Below are 20,692 nucleotides of genomic sequence, written 5' to 3'. Positions count from 1 at the left end.
GATGAGGTCGCCAACTGCCGGGCCTCCGGACCGGGAAGGGGCGATGCCCCAGTTGAGTGCGTGCAGGAGGCGCCGCCCGGAAATCCAGCGCCGGCGCGCCACCAGTTCCCGATGCATGATGGAAATCTGCCCGGCGGGCCCGCCGAAGCTGATGAAGCAGAGCTTCAGCCTGCACCCGAAGGCTTGCCAGAAACCGACCTCGGTAATCCATGTATTCATGCGCAAACTCTACAAGAGTGTAGAGAGATCCATAAATTTGTGCGTGACGATCAAATCTCGTCGACGTCGCGTGCCGCAACCGGGGGCGACTGGTCGCGCCGGCAGGGTGGGCCGAACTTTTCATCGATGCCGGTGACAGCCCCCGTCCTGGCCGTTCGGATTTCCGAACGGCCAGGACGGGGGCTGTTCGGATTTTCGTCGCGAGGGTGCGTGTGAGAAAAATTTAACTCGATAAAACATAGGCTTGCATTTCATTCTGGCTGGCACGTCACGTGCAATGGGAAAGCAACACTTCCCGCCTCCCGGCGAGGCGCATACGAAAGGAGACTGCCAGTGAAAATGAACCGCTTGACGACCTGGATCGTCATCGCGATGGTGCTCGGCGTGATCGTCGGCTATGTCTGCAACATGACGGCGGGCAGCCCGGAGGCCGCGAAGGAGATCGCCGGCTATTTCGGCGTGCTGACCGACATCTTCCTGCGCCTGATCAAGATGATCATCGCACCGCTGGTGTTCGCGACCCTGGTGGCCGGCCTCGCCAACATGGGTGACACGAAGGCGGTCGGGCGCATCGGCGGCCGTGCGCTGATGTGGTTCGTCGGCGCGTCGCTGGTGTCGCTGACGATCGGCCTGATCGCTGCGAACCTGCTGCACCCGGGCGTGGGGATGAGCATCGCGCTGCCGGAGGCGGGCACCGCCACCAACCTGAAGACCGGCGCGCTCAACCTCAAGGACTTCATCATCCAGGTGTTCCCGAAGAGCATCGTCGAGGCGATGGCGAGCAACTCCATCCTGCAGATCCTCGTCTTCGCGGTGTTCTTCGGCCTCGCGCTGGGCCACCTGCACAACGAGTCGGCGCGCTCGCTGGTCGGCACCATGGACGACGTCGTCCACGTGATGCTCAAGGTCACCGACTACGTGATGCGCATGGCGCCGTTCGGCGTGTTCGGGGCGGTGGCGGGCGTCATCACGACGCAGGGCGCGGGCATGCTGCTGGTGTTCGGCAAGTTCATGCTGGCGTTCTACCTGACGCTGGGAGCGCTGTGGGCGGTGCTGATCCTCGGCGGCTACCTCGTTCTCGGCCGCGAAGTGTTCCGCCTGGTCAAGCTGGTGCGCAGCCCGATGCTGATCGCGTTCTCGACGGCGACCAGCGAATCGGCCTATCCGAAGGTGATGGAGCAGCTCGAGAAGTTCGGCGTCAGCAACCGCATCACCGGCTTCGTGCTGCCGCTGGGTTATTCTTTCAACCTCGATGGCTCGATGATCTACACGACGTTCGCGGCCCTGTTCATTGCCCAGGCATATGGCATCGAGATGACGCTGACGAGCCAGATCACCATGCTGCTGGTGCTGATGGTGTCGAGCAAGGGCATTGCCGGCGTGCCGCGTTCTTCGCTGGTGGTGGTCGCCGCGGTGCTGCCGATGTTCGGCCTGCCCGAGGCGGGCGTGCTGCTGGTGCTCGGCGTCGACCACTTCCTCGACATGGGGCGCAGCGCAACCAACGTGCTGGGCAACGCCATTGCCACGGCGGTGGTGGCAAAGTGGGAAGGGGCGGTCGAAGCGGTCGATCCCGAGCTGGCCGACGCCGACGAGGCGCTGCCGGCGCCGGGCGAGCAGTTGCCGCAGGCTGCCTGAGGCGGGTCGGGGTCCCGGCCGGGGGCCGGTCGAGCCGAAACGCAGAATCAACCCTCGGGCCCGGTGCCGTGCACCGGGCCCTTTTTGCTGAACGACATGATCGACTGGTACATCCTCGCTCCCGCTGCCTTCTTCGCCGGCATGGTCGACGCCGTGGTGGGCGGTGGCGGCCTGATCCAGATTCCCGTGCTGCTGTCGCAGTTCCCGCAGACCGCGATCCCGACCCTGTTCGGCACCAACAAGGTGTCGAGCATCGCCGGCACCGGCGCCGCACTGTGGCGTTATCGCCGCAGCGTGTCCATCCCCTGGCTGGTCGTGCTGCCGGCCACCGCAGCCGCGCTGGGCGGCGCGTGGGGCGGGGCGGCGCTGGTGGCGCTGCTGCCGCGCGAGACGATGCGCCCGCTGGTGGTGGTGCTGATGATCGCGGTGGCGCTCTACACGTTCGCGCGCAAGGATCTCGGCCACCGCGTGACCCGCGTGGTGACGCGCGCTGACCGCTGGAAGGGGGCCCTGTTCGGCGGCATCATCGGCGTCTACGACGGCTTCTTCGGCCCCGGCACCGGCAGCTTCCTGATCTTCGGCTTCATCCGCCTGTTCGGCATGGATTTCGTGCAGGGATCGGCCAGCGCGAAGATGGTCAATTTCGCCACCAACCTCTCGGCGATCGCCTTCTTTGCCAGCCACGGGCCGATCCTGTGGCAGATCGGTCTGGCGATGGCGGTATGCAACCTGGCGGGGGCCTATGTCGGCACGCATTTCGCGCTCAAGCACGGGGCCGGCTTCATCCGCAAGGCCTTCCTCGGCGTGGTCGTCGTGCTGATCGTCAAGCAGCTGGCGGATCTTGCCGCGTGAGGACTTGCCACGTGAGGACGCTGCTACCATAGCCATTCCACCCGGCGGTTTCCCCATGATCCGTTCCCGTTCCCTGGTGCTGCTGCTGTTCTGCCTGGTTCTTGTCGGGCTGAGCGGTTATGGCGCCTACCGCGTCGCACAGCGGCTGGGCGTCGCCGAGCTGCAGGCGACCGGTCTGCACCGGCTCGACCTGTACGCCGCGAGCCTGGAGCGCGAGATCAGCAAGTACGCCTTCCTGCCCGGCACGCTGAACCTCCAGCAGTCGGTGCTCGATCTCCTGGTGCGGCCGTCGGACGGAGCGGCGGTCGAGCGCGTCAATGCCTATCTCGAGCAGCTCAACGAGCGTGCCGGCACGCTGTCGATCTTCGTCATGGACACGCGCGGGAAGGTGCTGGCCGCGAGCAACTGGCGGCGCCCGGACAGCTTCGTCGGCGAGGACCTGTCCTTTCGCCCCTACTTCCGCGACGCGATGACCGCCAACAGCGGCCGCTTCTTCGGCATCGGCACGACGCGCGGCGAGCCCGGCTACTATCTCGCCGCGATGCTGACGGGCGAGCATGAAGCCCTGGGCGTGGCGGTGGTCAAGGTCAGCCTCGAACAGCTGGAAAAGTCGTGGTCGACGGTGGAGGCGCCGGTGCTGGTCGCCGACGAGAATGGCGTGGTGATCCTGTCGGCGGTCGCCGGCTGGAAGTTCACCACCTTGCGCCCGCTGGACGACAAGACGCGCGCGGCCTTCGACCATACCCAGCAATACAACCGCCGTGCCTTGCAGCCGCTGGGCGTGCGCGACATCGAGGACTACGGGCCGGGTACCCGGCTGGTGCGGATCGCCGCCGAGGGGCCGGCGACCGTGTCCGTCTATCCGGTGAGCGGCCGCTTCCTTGCCCAGGCGCGTGCGCTGCCGGGCACGCCGTGGACGCTGACCGTGATGTCGCAGCTCGAGCAGGTCGACAGCCTCGCGCAGAGCCGTGCAGCGCTGGCGGCGATCGCTACCGCCTGCCTGTGCATGCTCGGCGTCATCGTCGCCGACCGCCGCCGCCACCTGCGCCACCGGCTGGCGGCGCGCGAGGCGCTGCAGAAGGCGCACGACGAACTGGAACGCAAGGTCGAGGAGCGCACCGTCGACCTGTCCGCGACCAACCAGAAGCTGCAGGCGGAAGTCGCCGAGCGCATCCGCGCCGAGCGCACGCTGCGTGCGGCGCAGGACGAACTGGTGCAGGCCGGCAAGCTGGCGGTGATCGGGCAGCTGTCCACCGGCATCGCCCACGAGCTGAATCAGCCGCTCGCCGCCCTGCGCACGCTGTCGACCAATGCCGGGCGCTTCCTCGAACGCGGTGATGCCGCCACCGCGCGCGCCAACCTGGACCGCATCGCCGATCTGGCCGACCGCATGGGCCGCATCACCGGCCAGTTGCGCAACTTCGCACGCAGGTCGAGCGGACTGTCGGAGCCGGTGCGCCTGTGTCACGCGATCGACAATGCCCTGGGGCTGCTCGAGGCCCGCCTGCGGCGCAGTGCGGTGGAGGTGGAGTGGCACTGCCCCACCGACGACGAGCCCGTGGCGATGTGCGACGCCAACCGGCTGGAGCAGGTGCTGGTCAACCTGATCGGCAATGCGCTGGATGCGATGGCCGGCCAGGACCGGCCGCGGCTCGAGCTGCGTTGCGAGCGCGCCGACGGCGTGGTGCGGCTGCAGGTCCGCGACCATGGGCCGGGTCTCAGCGACGAGGTGCAGCCGCATCTTTTCGAGCCTTTCTTCACCACCAAGCCGGCGGGGGAGGGCCTGGGCCTCGGCCTGGCCATTTCCGCCGGCATCGTCCGCGACTTCGGTGGCAGCCTGCAGGGCGCCAACCAGCCGGACGGCGGTGCCGTCTTCACGCTGGAGCTTCCGCTCGCGCCGGCGCCCTGACCGGCGAGTTCGTCACCTGCATCAGAACACCGGCATGCCGAGGTTCCGCAGGGCGTGCTCGAGCACCGTGGAGGCTTTTTCCATCGTGCCGACCGCCTCGGTGTAGCTGCCGCCCCGAGCCTGGACCTCGGCTTCGTTGCGCAGGCGTTCGCTCTCGGCGACCTTGCTGTCGACCAGCGCACGCCGGTCCCCGTCTCCGCGCCCTTCGGCAAGGGCCAGCTTCACGAGCATCTGGTGATCCTGCAGCCGTCGTTGCTCGTGCGCGAACTCGTCCGCGGGGCTGTCGAACTTCAGCTCGACGACGACCGTCTTGCCGTCGCGCATCTTGCCGAGCTCGCTGGTCGCGAGCTGGTTGGCAGCGGTCAGCAGCCGGTGCGCGTCGCCGAAGCGGCCGGCCGCGTTGTGCCGGGCGGCCTCGCCGGTCATCTGGTCGATGCGCTGGCGCAGCGTCTGCGCGGCGCTGCCGAGCTGCGGATCCTTTTCGAGCTGCTGCACGTGGCTGCGGTAGGCCTCGAGCTCCGTGAGCAGGTCCTGCAGGTGGGCGCGGTGGCTGTTCTCGCTGAGCACCTTGCGCTGCGCGCCGGTGGACGCGAGCCGGATCGCCTCGTCGAGCGTGTTGCCGGCCTGCTCGGTCTGCCCTGCCGCGAGCGTCTTGCGGGCGTCGGCGACCAGTCCGGCGACCTGCGCGCGGCGGTCGGCGGCCTCGGGGGGCTCGGCCGCGCTGGCCGGCGCGTTGGCGAGCTGTTCGAGCAGGCGCAGCTTCTGTTCGACCACCGCACGCTGCGGGCCGGTGGCGGCCGCTGCGCCGGTACTGCCACTGCCGGTGGGTTCGGCCGAAAAGGCTGGCAGTGAGAGGCCGGCGAGCGGCAGCGCAATCGCGAACAGCGCCGGGGCGATGTTGCGGACGAAGGGGGTCGGGGTGGTAAGGGTCGTCAGGGTGATATGGCTTTTCATGATTGCTCTCCTTGTGCCCGCGTCAGCACGGGCGATTCAAGAGTCGGGGAAATGTCACAGACCGAAGTCCTTGCGGGTGACGGCGAGGATGCCCGCCAGACTGTCGCTGAACTCATGGGTGGGCGCGGGAAGGCGCGGCGAAGGGTTCGTCTTCGCGTTGCGGCTCCGGCGGGGCGGCTGGTGCTCGAAATCCGCCTTCTCGCGGCGCGGCGTAGCGGGGGCGCTCGCCGGACGCAGCAGCCACGGCAGTCGAAAGCTCGGTTGGTGTCTGCCCAAGAGTTGCTGGTCTTCACGCAGGTTCATTGGGGGCTCCTTCCTGTTATGTATGTAGGTACGGTGCGGGCCGCCTATCAGTGCGGCACCCCTTGCAGCGAGAGGCCTGGTCCGCTTGCCGTGGGATGAATTATCAAAATCGCGGCGGAAACCAACAATCAGGCGATGACTGATTTCGGGATCAGGTTTAGACCGATTTCGCCTCGCCGCCGCGACGCGGAAACTGTGCACCGAGCCGGGCGGCGCGGGTGCCGCCGGCATGTCCGATACGAGGAGAAGTCCATGCAAGGCGATGAATCGAAGCGCGCGCCGGCGATCAGGCTGGCGCTCAGGGTCGGCGTCACCGGCCATCGCCCGGAAGGCCTGTCGCACGCCGATGACGAGCGCCTGCGCGCGCAGATCCGCGAGATCCTCGCCGCGCTGCGGCGCACGGCGCAGGCGGTGCAACATGCGGCGGCGAGCGAATACGCCGGCGGGGCACCGCTGCTGCGCGTGGTCACGCCGCTTGCGGAAGGGGCCGACCGCCTGGTGGCCGGCGAGGCGCTCGCGCTCGATATGGAGATCCAGTGTCCGCTGCCGTTTCCGCGCGCGACCTACGAGCGGGATTTCGCCGCCGCGGCCTCGCGCGAGGATTTCCGCAGCCTGCTCGCACGCGCCTCGGCGGTGTTCGAACTGCCCGGCCGCCACGATGACGAGATCTCGCGTCACGACGCCTACCGGGCGCTCGGGCGCGTGCTGCTCGCGCAGAGCGACGTGCTGATCGCGATCTGGAACGGTGCACATCCGGGCGGTCCGGGCGGCACCGGGGAGATCGTCCGCGACGCGCTGAGCCGGGGCATTCCCACGCTGTGGCTGCACGCCGGCGCGCCCCATGAACTGCGCCTGCTGCTGGACCCCGACGACGATGCCGCCACCGGGGAGGGCAGCGCGCTGGAGCGCCTGGCGGAGGTGCTCGAAGCGCGCCTGATGCCGCCGCGCGAGGCGCCTTGCGGCGGCTGGTGGCAGGCGGTTCCGGCGTGGCGTGCGCGCTGGCTGTCCGTATATGCGGCGTTCTGCCGCATGTTCATCGGGCGGCGTGACGCCGGGCGCCGCGGGCCGCCGGGGCAGGGGGGCGATGCCGGAACCGGGGCTGCGTCCGCGCGCGCCGCGCCGCGCGCGGACGACGATGCGCGGCTGCCGGCCGCACTCGCGGCGCAGATCGACGCGCGCTGCCGTCGCCACTTCCTGTGGGCCGACTGCGCGGCGAGCCGGTGCGCGGGGCGTTATCGCTGCTCCTTCGTGCTCAATTACCTGCTGTCGGCGCTGGCGGTGCTCTTCTCGCTGCTCGGCTATGCGCTGGGGATGCCGCCGGAGCAATGGGGGCCCTTCATCGTCGGCGAGCTGACGCTGATTGCGGTGATCGTCGCGGTCACGGTGGTCGGCAACCGCAGCCGCTGGCATCAGCGCTGGATGGAGTTCCGCCTGCTCGCCGAACAGCTGCGGCACATGCGTTTCCTGCTGCCGCTCGGCCTCACGACACCGGCGCTGGCGGTGCCCGGCCACCACCGCGACGGCGACCCGCGCGACGGCTGGGGCAACTGGTACCTGAATGCGGTGATCCGCGAGGCGGGCCTGTTGCCGATTCGCATCGATCGCGGCTTGCTCGCCGCCTACGCGCGCTATCTCGCGTGCCACGAACTGCCGGCCCAGGCCGCCTACCACCGCGGCAATGCCCGCCGCTGCGCGCGCATCGCCCGCCGCACCGAATTCGCCGCCGGCGGCCTGTTCGGCCTCACGCTCGCGGCCTGCGCCGCCCATCTGCTGATCCACGGCGAGATCGGCCGCTGGCTGACGCTCGCCGCTGCGGCGCTGCCGGCGTTCAGCGCGGCCTGCTCGGGCATCCTGAATCAGGGCGAATTCCAGCGCATCGCGAGTCGATCGGCGGCGATGCACGAGCGGCTGTCGGAGTTCTGCAGCAGGCTCCGGAGCAGCAGCGCCTGCTCGTTGCAGCGGCTCGCGAGCGCGGCCGAAGAGGCGGCCGAGACGATGAGCGGCGAACTGCTCGACTGGCGCGTGATCTTCATGAAGCGCCGCCTGATCCTGCCGAACTGAGCGCGCAGGGTTCAGGCATTCGGCGGCGGAATTTCAGGGAGCGCCTGATTTTTCCTTGCGCCGCCGCGGACTATCCTGCACCGATTCTGGCGCACGAACGCCCGCATCGGTGATCCCGACCGTACATCGTCGAGCGGTCCGCAGGGCGCAGCGCCGACCATCGGACACAGGAACATGGACCATCAGGTTTTCATCAGTTATTCCCAGCGCGACCGCGGCCACGCCGCGACGATCTGCGCGAACCTGGAACAGGACGGCATTCCCTGCTGGATCGCGCCGCGCGACATTCCCGGCGGCCAGCACTGGGACGAGACGATCATCGAGGCGATCCCGCGCAGCCGCGTGCTGCTGGTGATCATTTCGAGCCACTCCGACCGCTCGCTGCACGTCAAGCGCGAGCTGAGCCTGGCGGCCGAGCACGCGGTGTCGATCCTGCCGGTGCGCGTCGAGGACGTGGTGCCGCAGCGTCTGCGCTACTACCTCGGCACGTGCCAGTGGGTCGATGCCCATCCCGTGCCGATCGAGGCGCATCGCGAGATGCTGTGCGCGGCGGTGCATCGCCTGCTCGCCGAAGGCGCCATGGCCGGCCGCGGGGACGTCCTGGACGTGGAGGTCGCCGTGCCGCCGCTCGACGAACCGGCGCGCACCGCGCTGGAGCCGCCGACCGGCGCGGTGCAGGTCGACTCGCCGTTCTACGTCGAGCGCGCCGTCGACGCCGAGTTCCATGCCGCCGTCGCGCGCCAGGACAGTCTCGTGCTGCTCAAGGGCGCGCGGCAGGTGGGCAAGACCTCGCTGCTCGCGCAGGGTGTGCATCGCGCCCGCGCGGCCGAACGGCGCGTGGTGTGGACCGACCTGCAGACGCTTAACGCGAGTCAGCTCGCATCGCTCGATCACCTGTACCAGTCGCTCGCGCGCATGCTCGCCGACCAGCTGGGCCTCGCGGTCCGGCCGGAGACGGACTGGGATCCGCAGCTCGGGCCCAATCGGAATTTCGAACGCTTCATGCTGCAGGAAGTCCTCGAGCGCATCACCGGACCACTGGTGTGGGCGATCGACGAGGCCGATCGGCTGATCGGATGCGAGTTCGCCGACGAGGTGTTCGGCCTGCTGCGCACCTGGCACAACGCCCGCGCGATCGACCGCAACGGGGCGTGGTCGCGCCTGACGGTGGCGATCGCCTATGCCACCGAAGCCCACCTGCTGAGGGAGGACCTTCAGCCGTCGCCGTTCAACGTCGGTACCCGGCTGGCGCTCGAAGACTTCAACTTCGAGCAGGTGCTGCACCTCAACCAGTGCTATGGCGCGCCGCTGCGCAGCGATGCGGAACTCGCGGGTTTCTACCGCCTTGTGGGCGGACAGCCCTACCTCGTGCGCAACGGCCTGCACCGCATGGCGACCGCGCGTGTCGGTCTTGCGGCGCTGGAGCAGCAGAGCTGCCTCGATGACGGCCCGTTCGGCGAGCATCTGCGCCGGCTGCTGCTCGCGCTGCATCCGGACCGCGGCCTCGGCGAGACGGTGCGCGAGGTCCTGCGCGGGCGTTCGAGCCCGTCGGCGCAGCATTTCTACCGCCTGCGCAGCGCCGGCATCCTCGCCGGCAACTCGGCCCACGACGCGCGGCCGCGCTGCCAGCTGTACGCGGCCTATCTCGAACACCACCTGCCATAAATTGTTTCCGGATCCCCTGTCCGCACCGCCGGGCCATCGCGGAGGTGACTGCTATGATGACATTGGGAGTGCCGGCGTCGCGCGGCGTGTGCCGCTTTCATCCGTGCCTCCACTCCCGCATCCCCTGGAATGACCATGACCCAGCTGTTCGACCGCAACATCGTCGGCGACGCCGGCAGTGCAGTGGAATTCATCTCCAGCATCCTGCAGGCGTCGACCGAGTATTCGATCATCGGCCAGGATCTCTCGGGCAAGATCGTGCTCTGGAACGAAGGTGCCCGGCGGCTTTACGGCTATGCGCCCGAGGATGTCGTCGGACGGGCGGCGGGCGCGATGCTGCATACCCCCGAAGACGTCCGTGCCGGCCTGCCGCAGCAGATCCTGCGCGCCGCGCTGCGTGACGGCAAGTGGGAAGGCACGGTGCGGCGGGTGCGCAAGAGCGGCGAGCAGTTCACCGCACGCGTGACGCTCACGCCGCGCCACGACGGCAACGGGAAGGTGAACGGCTATCTGCTGATCTCGAAGGACATCTCCGAAGAGAGCCGGCTCGCCGGCGAGCTGCAGGCGACGCAGTTCTACACCCGCTCGCTGATCGAATCGAGCATCGACGCGCTGATGACGACCGACCTGCTGGGCGTCATCACCGACCTCAACCAGCAGATGGAAGCCCTCACCGGCTATACCCGCGAGGAGCTGATCGGCTCGCCGTTCAAGCTCTACTTCACTGATCCGCGGCGCGCCGAGGCCGGCATCAAGCGGGCGCTACAGCACGGCCGCGTGACCAACTACGAGCTCACGGCGCGCGCGCGCGACGGCCGCACGACGCTGGTGTCGTACAACGCCGCAACCTTCCGTGATGCGCACGGCAAGCTGCAGGGCGTGTTCGCGTCGGCGCGCGACATCACCGAGCAGAAGAAGCTCGAGTATCAGTTGCGCGAATCGGAGGCCTACAACCGCGGCCTGATCGAAGCGTCGGTCGACGGCCTGATCGCGGTCGACGCGGCCGGCGTGATCACCGACGTGAACGAGCAGATGTGCCGCATGACCGGCTACGGGCGCGAGGACCTCGTCGGCACGCCCTTTGCGGACTACTTCGTCGACGCCGAGGCAGCCGAGGCGGGCGTGCGCGAGACCCTCGACAAGGGCGTGGTCACCGACTACGTGCTCACCCTTGCGACGCGCGACCGCCGCGAGCTGCAGGTGTCGTTCAACGCCTCGGTGTTCCGCGACCCGTCGCGCGACGTGCGCGGCATCTTCGCGTCCGCGCGCGACATCACCGAACCGGCGCGCCTGCAGGCGCAGCTCGCCGAGGCGCGCACCTATAACCGCGGCCTGATCGAGGCCTCGCTCGACGGCCTGATCATCGTCGATCCGCTGATGGTGATCACCGACGTCAACGAGAGCATGTGCCGCCTGACCGGCTACGCGCGCGAGGCGCTCATCGGTTCGCCTTTCCCGGACTATTTCGCCGACCACAAGCGGGCCGCCGAGGGCGTGCGCCTGACGCTCGATACCGGCGCAGTGACGAACTACGAGCTCAGGCTGCTCGGCCAGGACGGGCGCGAGCGCCTGGTGTCGCTTAACGCGGCGATCTTCCGCGATGCGGCGGGGGCGGTGCGCGGCATCTTCGCCTCGGCGCGCGACATCACCGAGCAGGCGCGCCTGCAGACCCAGCTCGCCGACGAGCGCGCCTACAACCGCGGTCTCATCGAAGCCTCGGTGGACGGGCTGGTGACGGTCGACGAGGCGATGCGCATCACCGACGTGAACGAGACGATGTGCCGCCTCGTCGGCCGGCGGCGCAGCCAGCTCGTCGGTTCCGCGTTCCCCGCCTATTTCCGCGACCCGGAACGGGCGGCCGAAGGCGTGCGGCTCACGTTCCGCGAAGGCTCGGTCGCCAACTACGTGCTCACGCTGCAGCTCGCCGACGGCCGCGAGCTGCCCGTCTCGCTCAACGCCGCGGTGTTCCGCGACACCGCCGGCAACGTGCGCGGCATCTTCGCCTCCGCGCGCGACATCTCGGCGCACAAGCAGCTCGAGGAAAAGCTGCAGGACTCGCATTTCTACACCCGCTCGCTGGTCGAGTCGAACATCGACGGCCTGATGACCACCGACCCGCTGGGCATCATCACGGACGTCAACCGCCAGATGGAGACGCTCACCGGCTGCGCCCGCGAAGAACTCATCGGCCTGCCGTTCAAGCAGTTCTTCACCGAAGCGGCGCGCGCCGAGGAGGCGATCCGGCAGGTGCTGCAGGAAGGGCGCGTAACCAACTACGAGCTCACGGTCAGCTCGAAGAAGGGCGACACGACGCGTGTCGCGTACAACGCAACGACCTTCTACGACCAGGCCGGCAAGCTGCAGGGGGTGTTCGCCGCGGCGCGCGACATCACCGAGCAGAAAAAACTCGAGGAGCAGCTGCGCGAGCAGCAGGGCTACCTGCGCGGCCTCATCGAATCGTCCGTGGACGGACTCGTGACGGTGGACCCCGAGGGCTTCATCACCGACGTCAACGACCGCATGTGCCACATGACCGGCTACAGCCGTACGGAGCTGCTCGGTTCGCCGTTCTCCGACTACTTCACGTCGCCCGAGCAGGCGCGCGCGGGCGTCGAGCAGACGCTCGAGGTCGGCTACGTCACGGAATTGGCGCTGACCCTGGTGGCGCGCTCGCGGCGCGAACTGCAGGTGTCGTTCAACGCGTCGGTGTTCAAGGATGCGGCCGGGCTCGTGCGCGGCATCTTCGCGTCGGCGCGCGACATCACCGACCGCGTGCGCCTCGAGGAGCAGCTGCGCGAGCAGCAGACCTACCTGCGCGGCCTCATCGAGGCTTCGGTCGACGGCCTCGTCACCGTGGACCCCGAGGGCTTCATCACCGACGTCAACGAGAGCATGTGCCGCCTGTCCGGCACTCCGCGCGGCGAACTGGTCGGCACGCCGTTCAAGCAGTATTTCAGCGATCCGGCGAGCGCGGACCTGGGCCTGCGCCGCACGCTGGCCGAGGGCGTGGTCACCAACTATGCGCTGGTGCTGCGCGCGAAGAGCGGGCGCAAGGCGACCGTTTCGGTCAACGCCTCGGTGTTCCGCGGCGCCGACGGGCGGATTGCCGGCATCTTCGCGTCCGCGCGCGACGTCTCCGAGCAGTCGCGGCTGCAGAACCAGGTCGTCGAGCAGCAGGCCTACAACCGCTCGCTGATCGAAGCTTCGCCCGATGCGCTGTTTGCGATTGCCCCCGACGGCCTCATCACGGACGTGAATGAGGAGGCGACGCGGCTTACCGGCTTCACCCGCAAGCATCTGCTGAACTCGCCGTTCCAGGGTTACTTCACCGAGCCGGGCCGCGCGCGCGCCGCCGTCGTGCAGACGCTCGCCGAACGGCGCGTGATCGGTTACGAGCTGGTCCTCGTGACCCGCGCGGGCCGCCGCCTGATGGTGAGCTTCAACGCCGGCGTGTTCACCGATGCGGCCGGTGCCCCGCTGGGCATCCTCGCCGTGGCGCGCGACATCACGGCGCAGAAGGAACTCGAAGGGCAGCTGCGCGCCCAGCAGATCTACACGCGCTCGCTGATCGAATCGAACATCGACGCGATGATGACGACCGACGCGCTGGGCGTGATCAGCGACGTCAACCAGCAGATGGAGATCCTGACCGGCTGCACGCGCGAGGAGCTGATCGGCACGCCGTGCCGGAACTATGTCACCGAGCCGGCGCGGGCCGACGAGGCGATCCGGCTGGTGCTGCAGGAGGGGCGCGTGACGAACTACGAGCTCACGGTGCGGAACAAGGATGGCAACCAGACCGTCGTGAGCTACAACGCGACGACCTTCACCGACCAGTCCGGCGAGCTGCGCGGGGTGTTCGCCGCCGCGCGCGACATCACCGAGCGCACGATCTTCGAGCAGGCCTTGCAGGAAAAGAACCTCGAGCTGGAAAACGCCAACCTCGCCAAGGACCGCTTCCTTGCGAGCATCAGCCACGAGCTGCGCACGCCGCTCAATGCGATCATCGGCTACACCGGCACGCTGCTGATGGAACTGCCCGGACCGCTCACCGAGGACCAGCAGACGCAGCTCAGCACCGTCGAGATGAGCGCACAGCATCTGCTGTCGCTGATCAACGACCTGCTCGACCTCGCGAAGATCGAGTCCGGCAAGGTGGAACTCCACCCGACCCCGGTGGTCTGCCAGGAAGTGGTGAACGAGGTCGCCGCCGCGCTTGCACCGCTTGCCGAGAGCCGTGGCATCCGCTTCGCCGTCAAGCAGCCGCGGCGGCGCGTGGTTGTGCACACCGATCGGCGGGCCTTCAGCCAGATCCTGATCAACTTCGCGAACAACGCGGTCAAGTTCACCGAACGCGGCAGCGTGCGCGTCGAAGTGGCTGAATGCGAGGAGAATGGACAGGCGATGGCCAGAGTCGATGTCGTCGATACCGGGGTCGGCATCCAGCCCGAGGATCAGGCCAAGCTCTTCCAGGCGTTCCAGCAGGTCGGCACCGTGAATCGCGAGGAAGGCACGGGGCTCGGGCTGCACCTGTGCCAGCGCCTGGCCGGACTGATCGGGGCGCACATCGCATTCGCGAGCGAGTACGGCCGCGGCAGCCGCTTCAGCCTGTTCCTGCCGCTGCACCGGGCGACGGGCGACGCCGAGTCGGTGCACGGCGACCGCCGGGCACGGCACTCGGTGGCGATCGCCGCGAGTCCCGCGCACGAGTGAGCGAACGCCATGGGGGCACGCATCCTGGTCATCGAGGACAATGCGCCGAACCGCAACCTGATGAGCTATCTCATCACCGCCTTCGGCCACACGCCGATCACCGCCGAGAGCGGGATATCCGGCATCGAGGCCGCCGAGCGCGAGAAACCCGACCTGATCGTCTGCGACATCCAGATGCCCGGCATCGACGGCTACGAGGTCGCGCGCCGCCTCAAGGGCGACCCGCGCCTCGAACCGATACCGCTGGTGGCGGTGACCGCGTACGCGATGGTCGGTGACCAGGAACGGGTGCTCGCCGCCGGCTTCGACGGCTACATCCCGAAACCCATCGTGCCGCGCGCTTTCGTCGGTCAGCTCGAAACCTTCCTGCACCGCAGGCGGCGGACGGGCAGCGGACGCAAGGCACCGGTCCAGCCCGGCGACGGCTCATGAGCAAGATCCTGGTCGTCGACGACCGCCCCACGAACCGGCAGTTTCTCGTGACCCTGCTCGGCTACGCCGGCCACCGCCTGCTGGAGGCCGCCGACGGCCTGCAGGGACTCGAACTGGCGCGCGCCGAGCGGCCCGAGCTCGTGATCAGCGACATCCTGATGCCCGGCATGGACGGCTGCACGATGGTGGAGCACATGCGCGCCGATCCGGCCCTGAGAGGCATTCCGGTGATCTTCTATACCGCGACCTACCGGCTCGGCGAGGCCCGGACGCTGGCGCAGGGGGTGGGCGTCACGCGCGTGCTGTCGAAGCCGAGCCGGCCGCAGGAGATTCTCGACGCCGTCGCGGGCGCGCTCGGCGCGGATGCTTCGGCGCCGGCCGCGGCCGTTGCCACGGAGCCCGAACCTGAAGAGACCCGACTCGAACCCGAATCGGCGGCCGAGCAGCTGCTCAACCTCGAAGGCGTCAGCCTGCAGCTCGCCGCGCTGCTCGAACTCGGTTTCGATCTGGTCGCGGAACGCGACCCGCAGCAATTGATGGAATTGTTCTGTCACGCCGCGCGCAAGCTGATGGGAACCCGCTACGCTGCCGTGGCCGTCTTCGGACGGGATGCGGAGCGCTTGCGCCACTACGTGGCCAGTTCGGTCGACTTGCCGCTGCCCGCGGGCCTCGCGCAGCCGCCGGTCGCGCCTGCCGCGCTGCTCGCGCGCCTGATGCAGGACAGGCGCCCGGTGCGGCTCGCCGAACCCGCCGCGATCGCGGCCGGCCTGCCGCCCGGCCATCCGCCCCTTTCCGCCTTCCTCGGCGTGCCGCTGGTGTCGACGCGCAGGCGCTACGGCTGGCTGTATTTCGGCGACAAGCTCGGTGCCGCGGCCTTTGGCGAAGCGGACGAGCGCACCGCGCTGACGCTCGCGGCGCAGGCCATCATCGGCTACGAGAACGCGCAGATGTATGCGCTGCTCGAGCGGCACGCCGCGAAGCTGCAGCGCGAGGTGGGCGAACGCCTGCGGGCCGAGCGCAAGTTCCGCGGCCTGCTCGAGGCGGCCCCCGACGCGATGGTCGTGGCCGATGCTGGCGGCCGGATCATCTTTGCGAACTCGCAGACCGAAGCCTTGTTCGGATACGCCCGCGGCGAACTGCTGGGCGAATCGCTGGAAATCCTCGTGCCCGAGCGCCTGCGCGGGCAGCATGCGCAGCACCGCCACCACTACGGCAGCGCGCCCACGAACCGGCCGATGGGCGCGCTCGGCCTCGAACTGCGCGGCCGGCGCAGGGATGGCGGAGAGTTTCCGGTCGAGATCAGCCTCAGCCCGCTCGAGGCGGAGGAAGGGCTGCTGGTGACGGCCGCGATCCGCGACGTCACCGAGCGCGAGCGTGCGAAGACGCGCCTCGAGGAGGCGAGCCAGCGGATGCAGCTGCTGTCGCAGCGCGTGCTCGAAGCCCAGGAAGTGGAGCGCCGCCGCATCGCGCACGAACTGCACGACGAAATCGGCCAGGCGCTCACGGCGATGAAGATCAACATCGAGTTCGCACTGCAGCAGGCCGAGTCGGACGATCAGACGCGCCGCCTGAAGGAGTGCGTGCATATCGTCGAACACACCCTGAGCCAGGTGCGCAGCCTGTCGCTCGACCTGCGCCCGCCGCAGCTCGAGGAGCTCGGGCTGGTTGCGGCGCTGCGCTGGCATGTGGACCGCCAGGCCAAGATTTCCGGCATCACCCCGCATTTCGTTGCGAGCCCGCTGCCGCGACGCCTGCACCCGGCGATCGAGACCGCGTGCTTCCGCGTCGCGCAGGAAGCGCTGACCAACGTCGTGCGCCACGCGCGGGCGCAGCAGGTGTGGATCTTTCTCGGCAAGCGCGACGGCGAGCTGCACCTGAGCGTGCGCGACGACGGCGGCGGCTTCGACGTGCAGACCGCGCGCGGGCTCGCGGCCAAGGGCGGCAGCGTCGGTCTGCTCGGCATGCAGGAACGCGTCATGCTCGTCGGCGGCCGCCTCGAAATCAGCGCCGAGCCGGGGGCGGGCACCGAGATCCGCGCCGCCTTCCCACTGCCCCCGCGGCGGCGGCGCACCGAGAACCGACATGCGGAGGAAATGCGATGAAACCGATCTCCGTGCTCGTCGCCGACGACCACACCCTGGTGCGCGCCGGCATCCGTTCGCTGCTCGAGAGCTTCGGCGGCGTCGAGGTCGTGGCCGAGGCGAGCGACGGCCGCGAGGCGATCGCCCTGCTGCGCACCCACAACCCCGACCTGATCCTGATGGACATCGCGATGCGCGGCCTCAACGGCCTCGAAGCCACGGCGCGCATCCGCAAGAGCCACCCGAAGATCCGCATCATCATGCTGTCGATGCACGCCAGCGAGGAATACGTGCTGCAGGCGCTGCGCTCGGGCGCGGCCGGCTACCTGCTCAAGGACTCCGCGACGCTGGAGCTCGAACTCGCGCTGAAGGCCGTCATGAACGGCGAGACCTACCTGAGCCCGCCGATCTCGAAGCAGGTCGTCGAAAGCTACATGAACCGGGTCGGCGACGAGCAGGGCACCGCGGTGCAGCTGACTCCGCGCCAGCGCGAGATCCTCCAGCTCATCGTCGAAGGGTTCAGCACCAAGGACATCGCCGCGCGCCTGCACCTGAGCACCAAGACCGTCGAAACCCACCGCACCAAGCTCATGGAGCGTCTCGACATCCACGACATCCCCGGCCTCGTGCGCTACGCGATCCGCGTCGGCATCGCGACCGCCGACAAGTGAGCGGAACTGGCGCCGCGCGTCAGCTCGCGGCGCCTGCCTGGCGCATGTCCGAGGTGTCCGCCCGGCCGCCGACGGCTTCGGCGACATAGCGGCGCATCTGCTGCGCCTCGGGGCCGACGTGGAAGGCGAGCCGGCGTTCGCGCAGGCCGAGATCGGCCGCGGTGAAGCGTTCGAGGCGCCGCTGGTGCTCGACCCAGTTCTCGTCGAGGAAGTATTCGATGTAGCGCTCGGGCCGCGTCGTGTCGCGGAACAGGCCCCACGAAAGGGCCCCTTGGCGCAGGCGGGCGCGGCGGGTTTCCTGCATCACGGCATTGAAATCGGCCGCGCGCGCCGGATCGATCAGGTACTCGATGGTCACCATCACCGGCCCCTTGTCGGGCGGGATCTCGATCACCGGCGGGGGTACGAGTACGGTGGGCCGGGCGGGGGTCAGATCCTCGTCATGCGCGCCGATCGTGACATGGCGGCGCGTCAGTAGCAGCAGGGCCGGGCCGACCACGGAGGCCACGAGGATGCTGGTCGTGACCGACGTGAGGGTCGCGACGTAGCCCCACAGGGCCGCACCGACGGCACTGCCGCCCATCAGCGCCATCTGGTAGATCGACATGCCGCGGGCGCGTACCCAGTTGGGCAGCCCCATCTGCGCGACCACGGTGAGCGAGTTCGCGGCGGAGATCCAGGCCATGCCGGCCACGATCATGGCCGGCACGGCGATCCACAGCGTCGGCACGAGCACCACGATGACCGCGCACGCGGCATGCAGGAGCGTGCTCCAGCGCACGAAGGCTTCGCGTTCGAGCCGCTGCCGCAGACGCGTGAGGTTGAGCGCCGCGATGATCGCGCCGCTGCCCATGGCCGCGAGCAGCGTGGTGTAGGCGCCGGCGCCGCCGCCGTGCACGTCGCGCGCGACGAGCGGAAGCAGGGCGGTGAGGGACGTGGATTGCAGGAAGAAGAGGAAGATGCGCGCAAGCACGGCGCGCATCGGCGGCGACTGCATGACGTGCTGCAGGCCGACGCGCATCGCGGCGACGAATCGCTCGCCTGGCAGGGTGCTGACTTTCGGTTCGGAGCGCCAGAGCAGGATCAGCGTGAAGGCGACGATCGCCAGCAGCGAGTTGAGCAGGAACACGTAGGCACTGCCGGCGCTGGCGATCAAGGTCCCGGCGACGACCGGCCCGATGATGCGCGACATGTTCATCGCGACGCCGTTCAGCGCCAGCGCGGCCGGCAGCTCGGGGCGCGGCACGAGGTCCGGGATGATCGCGGCGAACACCGGCCAGCGCAGCGCGAGGCCGATGCCGTTGGCGAAGGTGAGCGCGAGCAGCAGTTCGGCGGTGAGCCGACCGGTGAAGGCCAGCCCGCTCAGCACCACGGCGACGATCGCGACCCATAGCTGCGTCGCGGCGAAATACCTGCGCCGGTCGATGATGTCGGCGAGCGCGCCGCTCGGCAGGCCGAGCACGAACACCGGCAGCGTCGAGGCGGCCTGCACCATCGCCACCATGAAGGCGCTGCCGGACAGTGAAGTCATCAGCCAGGCCGAGGCGACGTCGTTCATCCACATCGTGACGTTCGCCGCGAGCCAGGCGAGCCACAACATGCGGAACACGGGCTGGCGCAGCGGGGCGAGGGCGGACGGGCTTTCGGTCGAGTCGCCTGGCACCTTTTCTCCTCGCGCGAAGTTTCAGTCGAGGCGCTACTGACTGGACGCGAGCTTCGCCCCGAACCCCAGCAACATCATTCCGGCGATGCCGTCCAGACAGCGCGCCACGCGCGGCCGCGCCAGCCGCCGCGCGCCGCATTACGGATCACCATGAAGGTATCCACGCCCGGCGTCATGGTCAGCAGGGTGATGGCAAGCAGGAAGGGGACCCACTGGAAGTGCTCTGGCATTTCGGCTCCCGGAAATTCTGATTGTTGCTTTACGGATGTTCGCACCGCGATGGCCTCGGCGTCGAGCGGATCATCGGCTTGCAGATCGCGTGTCCACGCCAGGCGTCTACGTCGGCATGCCGCCGTGCCGGCGATAGGTGCCCGGCGGGGTGCCGGTCCATCGCCTGAACGCGCGGTTGAAGGCGGCCGGGTCGTCGAAGCCGAGGTCGGCGCCGATCGTCGCGATGGGGGCATCCGTGCGCGCGATGCGGGCGATCGCGACGTCGCGCCGGAGCGCGTCCTTCACGGCCTGGAAATGCGTGCCCTCGGCGTCCAGCCGGCGTGCGAGGGTGCGCGGCGACATGTGCAGGGCCTTCGCGACGTCGTCGACGGTCAAAGGTTCGCCGAGGCGGGCCTCGAGCAGATCGCGCACGCGATGCGTGACGACGCGTTCGCCGACCGACACGTGGATCCAGTCCATCGGCGCCCGGCGCAGGAAGGCCGACAGCGCCGCCTTGTCCTGCCGGATCGGGAGCCCCATCAGGCCGGGCGTGATCCACAGCGCCGAGACGGGACGGTCGAAACGTGCCGGCCCGGCGTACATGTTGGGGTACTCGCTCGCGTGGGGGGGCGCGGGGTAGGCGAGGTCGACGTGCGCGAACTGCAGCTTGCGCCCGATCAGCCACGACGCGATGCCCTGCACCAGCAGCAGCATCAGCTCGAGGATCAGCACGCGGCCTTCGCCGAGCCCGGCACGCTCGACGAGGGCGATGCGGGTGAGTCCGTCCTCGTCGGCCATCTCGAAATGGATCTCGTCCAGCACCAGGCGGAAGAACTGGCCGAAGCGATGCAGGGCCACGCGCAGGTTGCCGGCGTCCAGCAGGCCGAGGCACAGGAACTTGAGCGTGCCCCGGCGCAGCGGGCGCGCGAAAAGGCCCGGCGTCTCGTCGTCGAGCTCGAGCGCGAGGGTCCGGTAGAACGCGGCGAACTGTTCCACCGTGACGCGCGCGGATTCCTGATCGAGGAGCGCCGGCGCGATGCCGGCCTGCCGGATGCACTCGGCGACGAGGGGGCGCTGCCCCTCCAGCCGGCGCATGACTTCGCCGACCAAGCGGATCGGAACGGTGACGGAAGGTGCACTCATGCGGAAACGGCTATCGCCGGGCTCGATGGAGTGGCAGATATTATCAATCGGTAGGCGTTCCCGGTCATCCACATTCCCGACCATACGCCCTAGTATGGATTCCCGAAGAAGCCGAAGAATGAATCGGGTTCCAGTGCTGGAACAGCATTCTGCAGCCAGGATTGCCGATGTCGTCGCCATC

Annotated in this window: 14 protein-coding genes and 1 pseudogene; 9 read left to right on the top strand and 6 right to left on the bottom strand. The window is 68.9% G+C overall.

All coding sequences use genetic code 11. From position 1 onward, the window contains the following. Positions 1-5: 5 nt before the first annotated feature. A pseudogene (locus GPA22_RS15580) lies at positions 6-219 on the bottom strand (chromate transporter); the annotation flags it as partial. 339 nt (positions 220-558) lie between these two features. Here GPA22_RS15580 and GPA22_RS15575 point away from each other — a divergent pair. The 3 genes from GPA22_RS15575 (at position 559) to GPA22_RS15565 (ending at position 4,615) form a co-directional block, all read left to right on the top strand. Further along, positions 559-1,854: a dicarboxylate/amino acid:cation symporter gene (locus tag GPA22_RS15575; protein WP_211169163.1), complete on the top strand. Its 1,296-nt coding sequence runs from the start codon at positions 559-561 to the stop codon at positions 1,852-1,854. Positions 1,855-1,950: 96 nt separating this feature from the next. Continuing rightward, complete coding sequence (locus GPA22_RS15570) at positions 1,951-2,706, top strand: sulfite exporter TauE/SafE family protein (protein WP_169256980.1); 756 nt, start codon at positions 1,951-1,953, stop codon at positions 2,704-2,706. Positions 2,707-2,761: 55 nt separating this feature from the next. Continuing rightward, positions 2,762-4,615, top strand: coding sequence for a sensor histidine kinase (locus GPA22_RS15565; protein WP_169256979.1), 1,854 nt, complete (start codon positions 2,762-2,764; stop codon positions 4,613-4,615). Between the two features lie 21 nt (positions 4,616-4,636). Here GPA22_RS15565 and GPA22_RS15560 read toward each other — a convergent pair whose 3' ends face one another. Both GPA22_RS15560 and GPA22_RS15555 read right to left on the bottom strand, forming a co-directional pair. Further along, a complete protein-coding gene (locus GPA22_RS15560; protein ID WP_169256978.1) occupies positions 4,637-5,569 on the bottom strand; it encodes a hypothetical protein in 933 nt (310 codons plus the stop codon). Positions 5,570-5,623: 54 nt separating this feature from the next. Beyond that, positions 5,624-5,872 (bottom strand): hypothetical protein, encoded by a 249-nt coding sequence (locus tag GPA22_RS15555; RefSeq protein WP_169256977.1) that lies wholly within the window; start codon positions 5,870-5,872, stop codon positions 5,624-5,626. A 252-nt stretch (positions 5,873-6,124) separates the two neighbouring features. On the opposite strand from GPA22_RS15555, the gene GPA22_RS15550 reads away from it, so the two are divergent. The 6 genes from GPA22_RS15550 (at position 6,125) to GPA22_RS15495 (ending at position 17,495) form a co-directional block, all read left to right on the top strand. Beyond that, entirely contained in the window at positions 6,125-7,933 is a 1,809-nt protein-coding gene (locus GPA22_RS15550; protein ID WP_169256976.1) for a DUF4231 domain-containing protein, read from the top strand. Between the two features lie 174 nt (positions 7,934-8,107). Next, positions 8,108-9,598 carry an AAA-like domain-containing protein gene (locus tag GPA22_RS15545; protein ID WP_169256975.1) on the top strand — a complete coding sequence of 497 codons (1,491 nt, stop codon included), beginning with the start codon at positions 8,108-8,110 and terminating at the stop codon, positions 9,596-9,598. A gap of 135 nt (positions 9,599-9,733) precedes the next feature. Further along, positions 9,734-14,311 (top strand): PAS domain S-box protein, encoded by a 4,578-nt coding sequence (locus tag GPA22_RS22640; RefSeq protein ID WP_211169156.1) that lies wholly within the window; start codon positions 9,734-9,736, stop codon positions 14,309-14,311. Positions 14,312-14,320: 9 nt separating this feature from the next. After that, positions 14,321-14,743: a response regulator gene (locus GPA22_RS15505; protein ID WP_169256974.1), complete on the top strand. Its 423-nt coding sequence runs from the start codon at positions 14,321-14,323 to the stop codon at positions 14,741-14,743. Then, entirely contained in the window at positions 14,740-16,845 is a 2,106-nt protein-coding gene (locus GPA22_RS15500) for a PAS domain S-box protein (protein WP_169256973.1), read from the top strand. The genes GPA22_RS15505 and GPA22_RS15500 overlap by 4 nt, the downstream gene beginning before the upstream one ends. After that, positions 16,842-17,495: a response regulator gene (locus tag GPA22_RS15495; RefSeq protein ID WP_169256972.1), complete on the top strand. Its 654-nt coding sequence runs from the start codon at positions 16,842-16,844 to the stop codon at positions 17,493-17,495. Before GPA22_RS15500 ends, GPA22_RS15495 begins: the two co-directional genes overlap by 4 nt. Before the next feature lie 19 nt (positions 17,496-17,514). On the opposite strand, the gene GPA22_RS15490 is transcribed toward GPA22_RS15495, so the two are convergent. From GPA22_RS15490 to GPA22_RS15480, 3 genes are all read right to left on the bottom strand, one after another. Continuing rightward, positions 17,515-19,158, bottom strand: coding sequence for an MFS transporter (locus tag GPA22_RS15490; RefSeq protein WP_169256971.1), 1,644 nt, complete (start codon positions 19,156-19,158; stop codon positions 17,515-17,517). A gap of 74 nt (positions 19,159-19,232) precedes the next feature. Next, entirely contained in the window at positions 19,233-19,388 is a 156-nt protein-coding gene (locus GPA22_RS15485; protein WP_211169155.1) for a hypothetical protein, read from the bottom strand. A 106-nt stretch (positions 19,389-19,494) separates the two neighbouring features. Then, positions 19,495-20,511 (bottom strand): AraC family transcriptional regulator, encoded by a 1,017-nt coding sequence (locus tag GPA22_RS15480; protein WP_169256970.1) that lies wholly within the window; start codon positions 20,509-20,511, stop codon positions 19,495-19,497. Between the last annotated feature and the right edge of the window lie 181 nt (positions 20,512-20,692).

It is taken from the genome of Aromatoleum toluvorans (assembly GCF_012910905.1).
GTDB classification, from domain to species: domain Bacteria; phylum Pseudomonadota; class Gammaproteobacteria; order Burkholderiales; family Rhodocyclaceae; genus Aromatoleum; species Aromatoleum toluvorans.
This window is presented reverse-complemented; position numbering and strand designations above follow the sequence as displayed.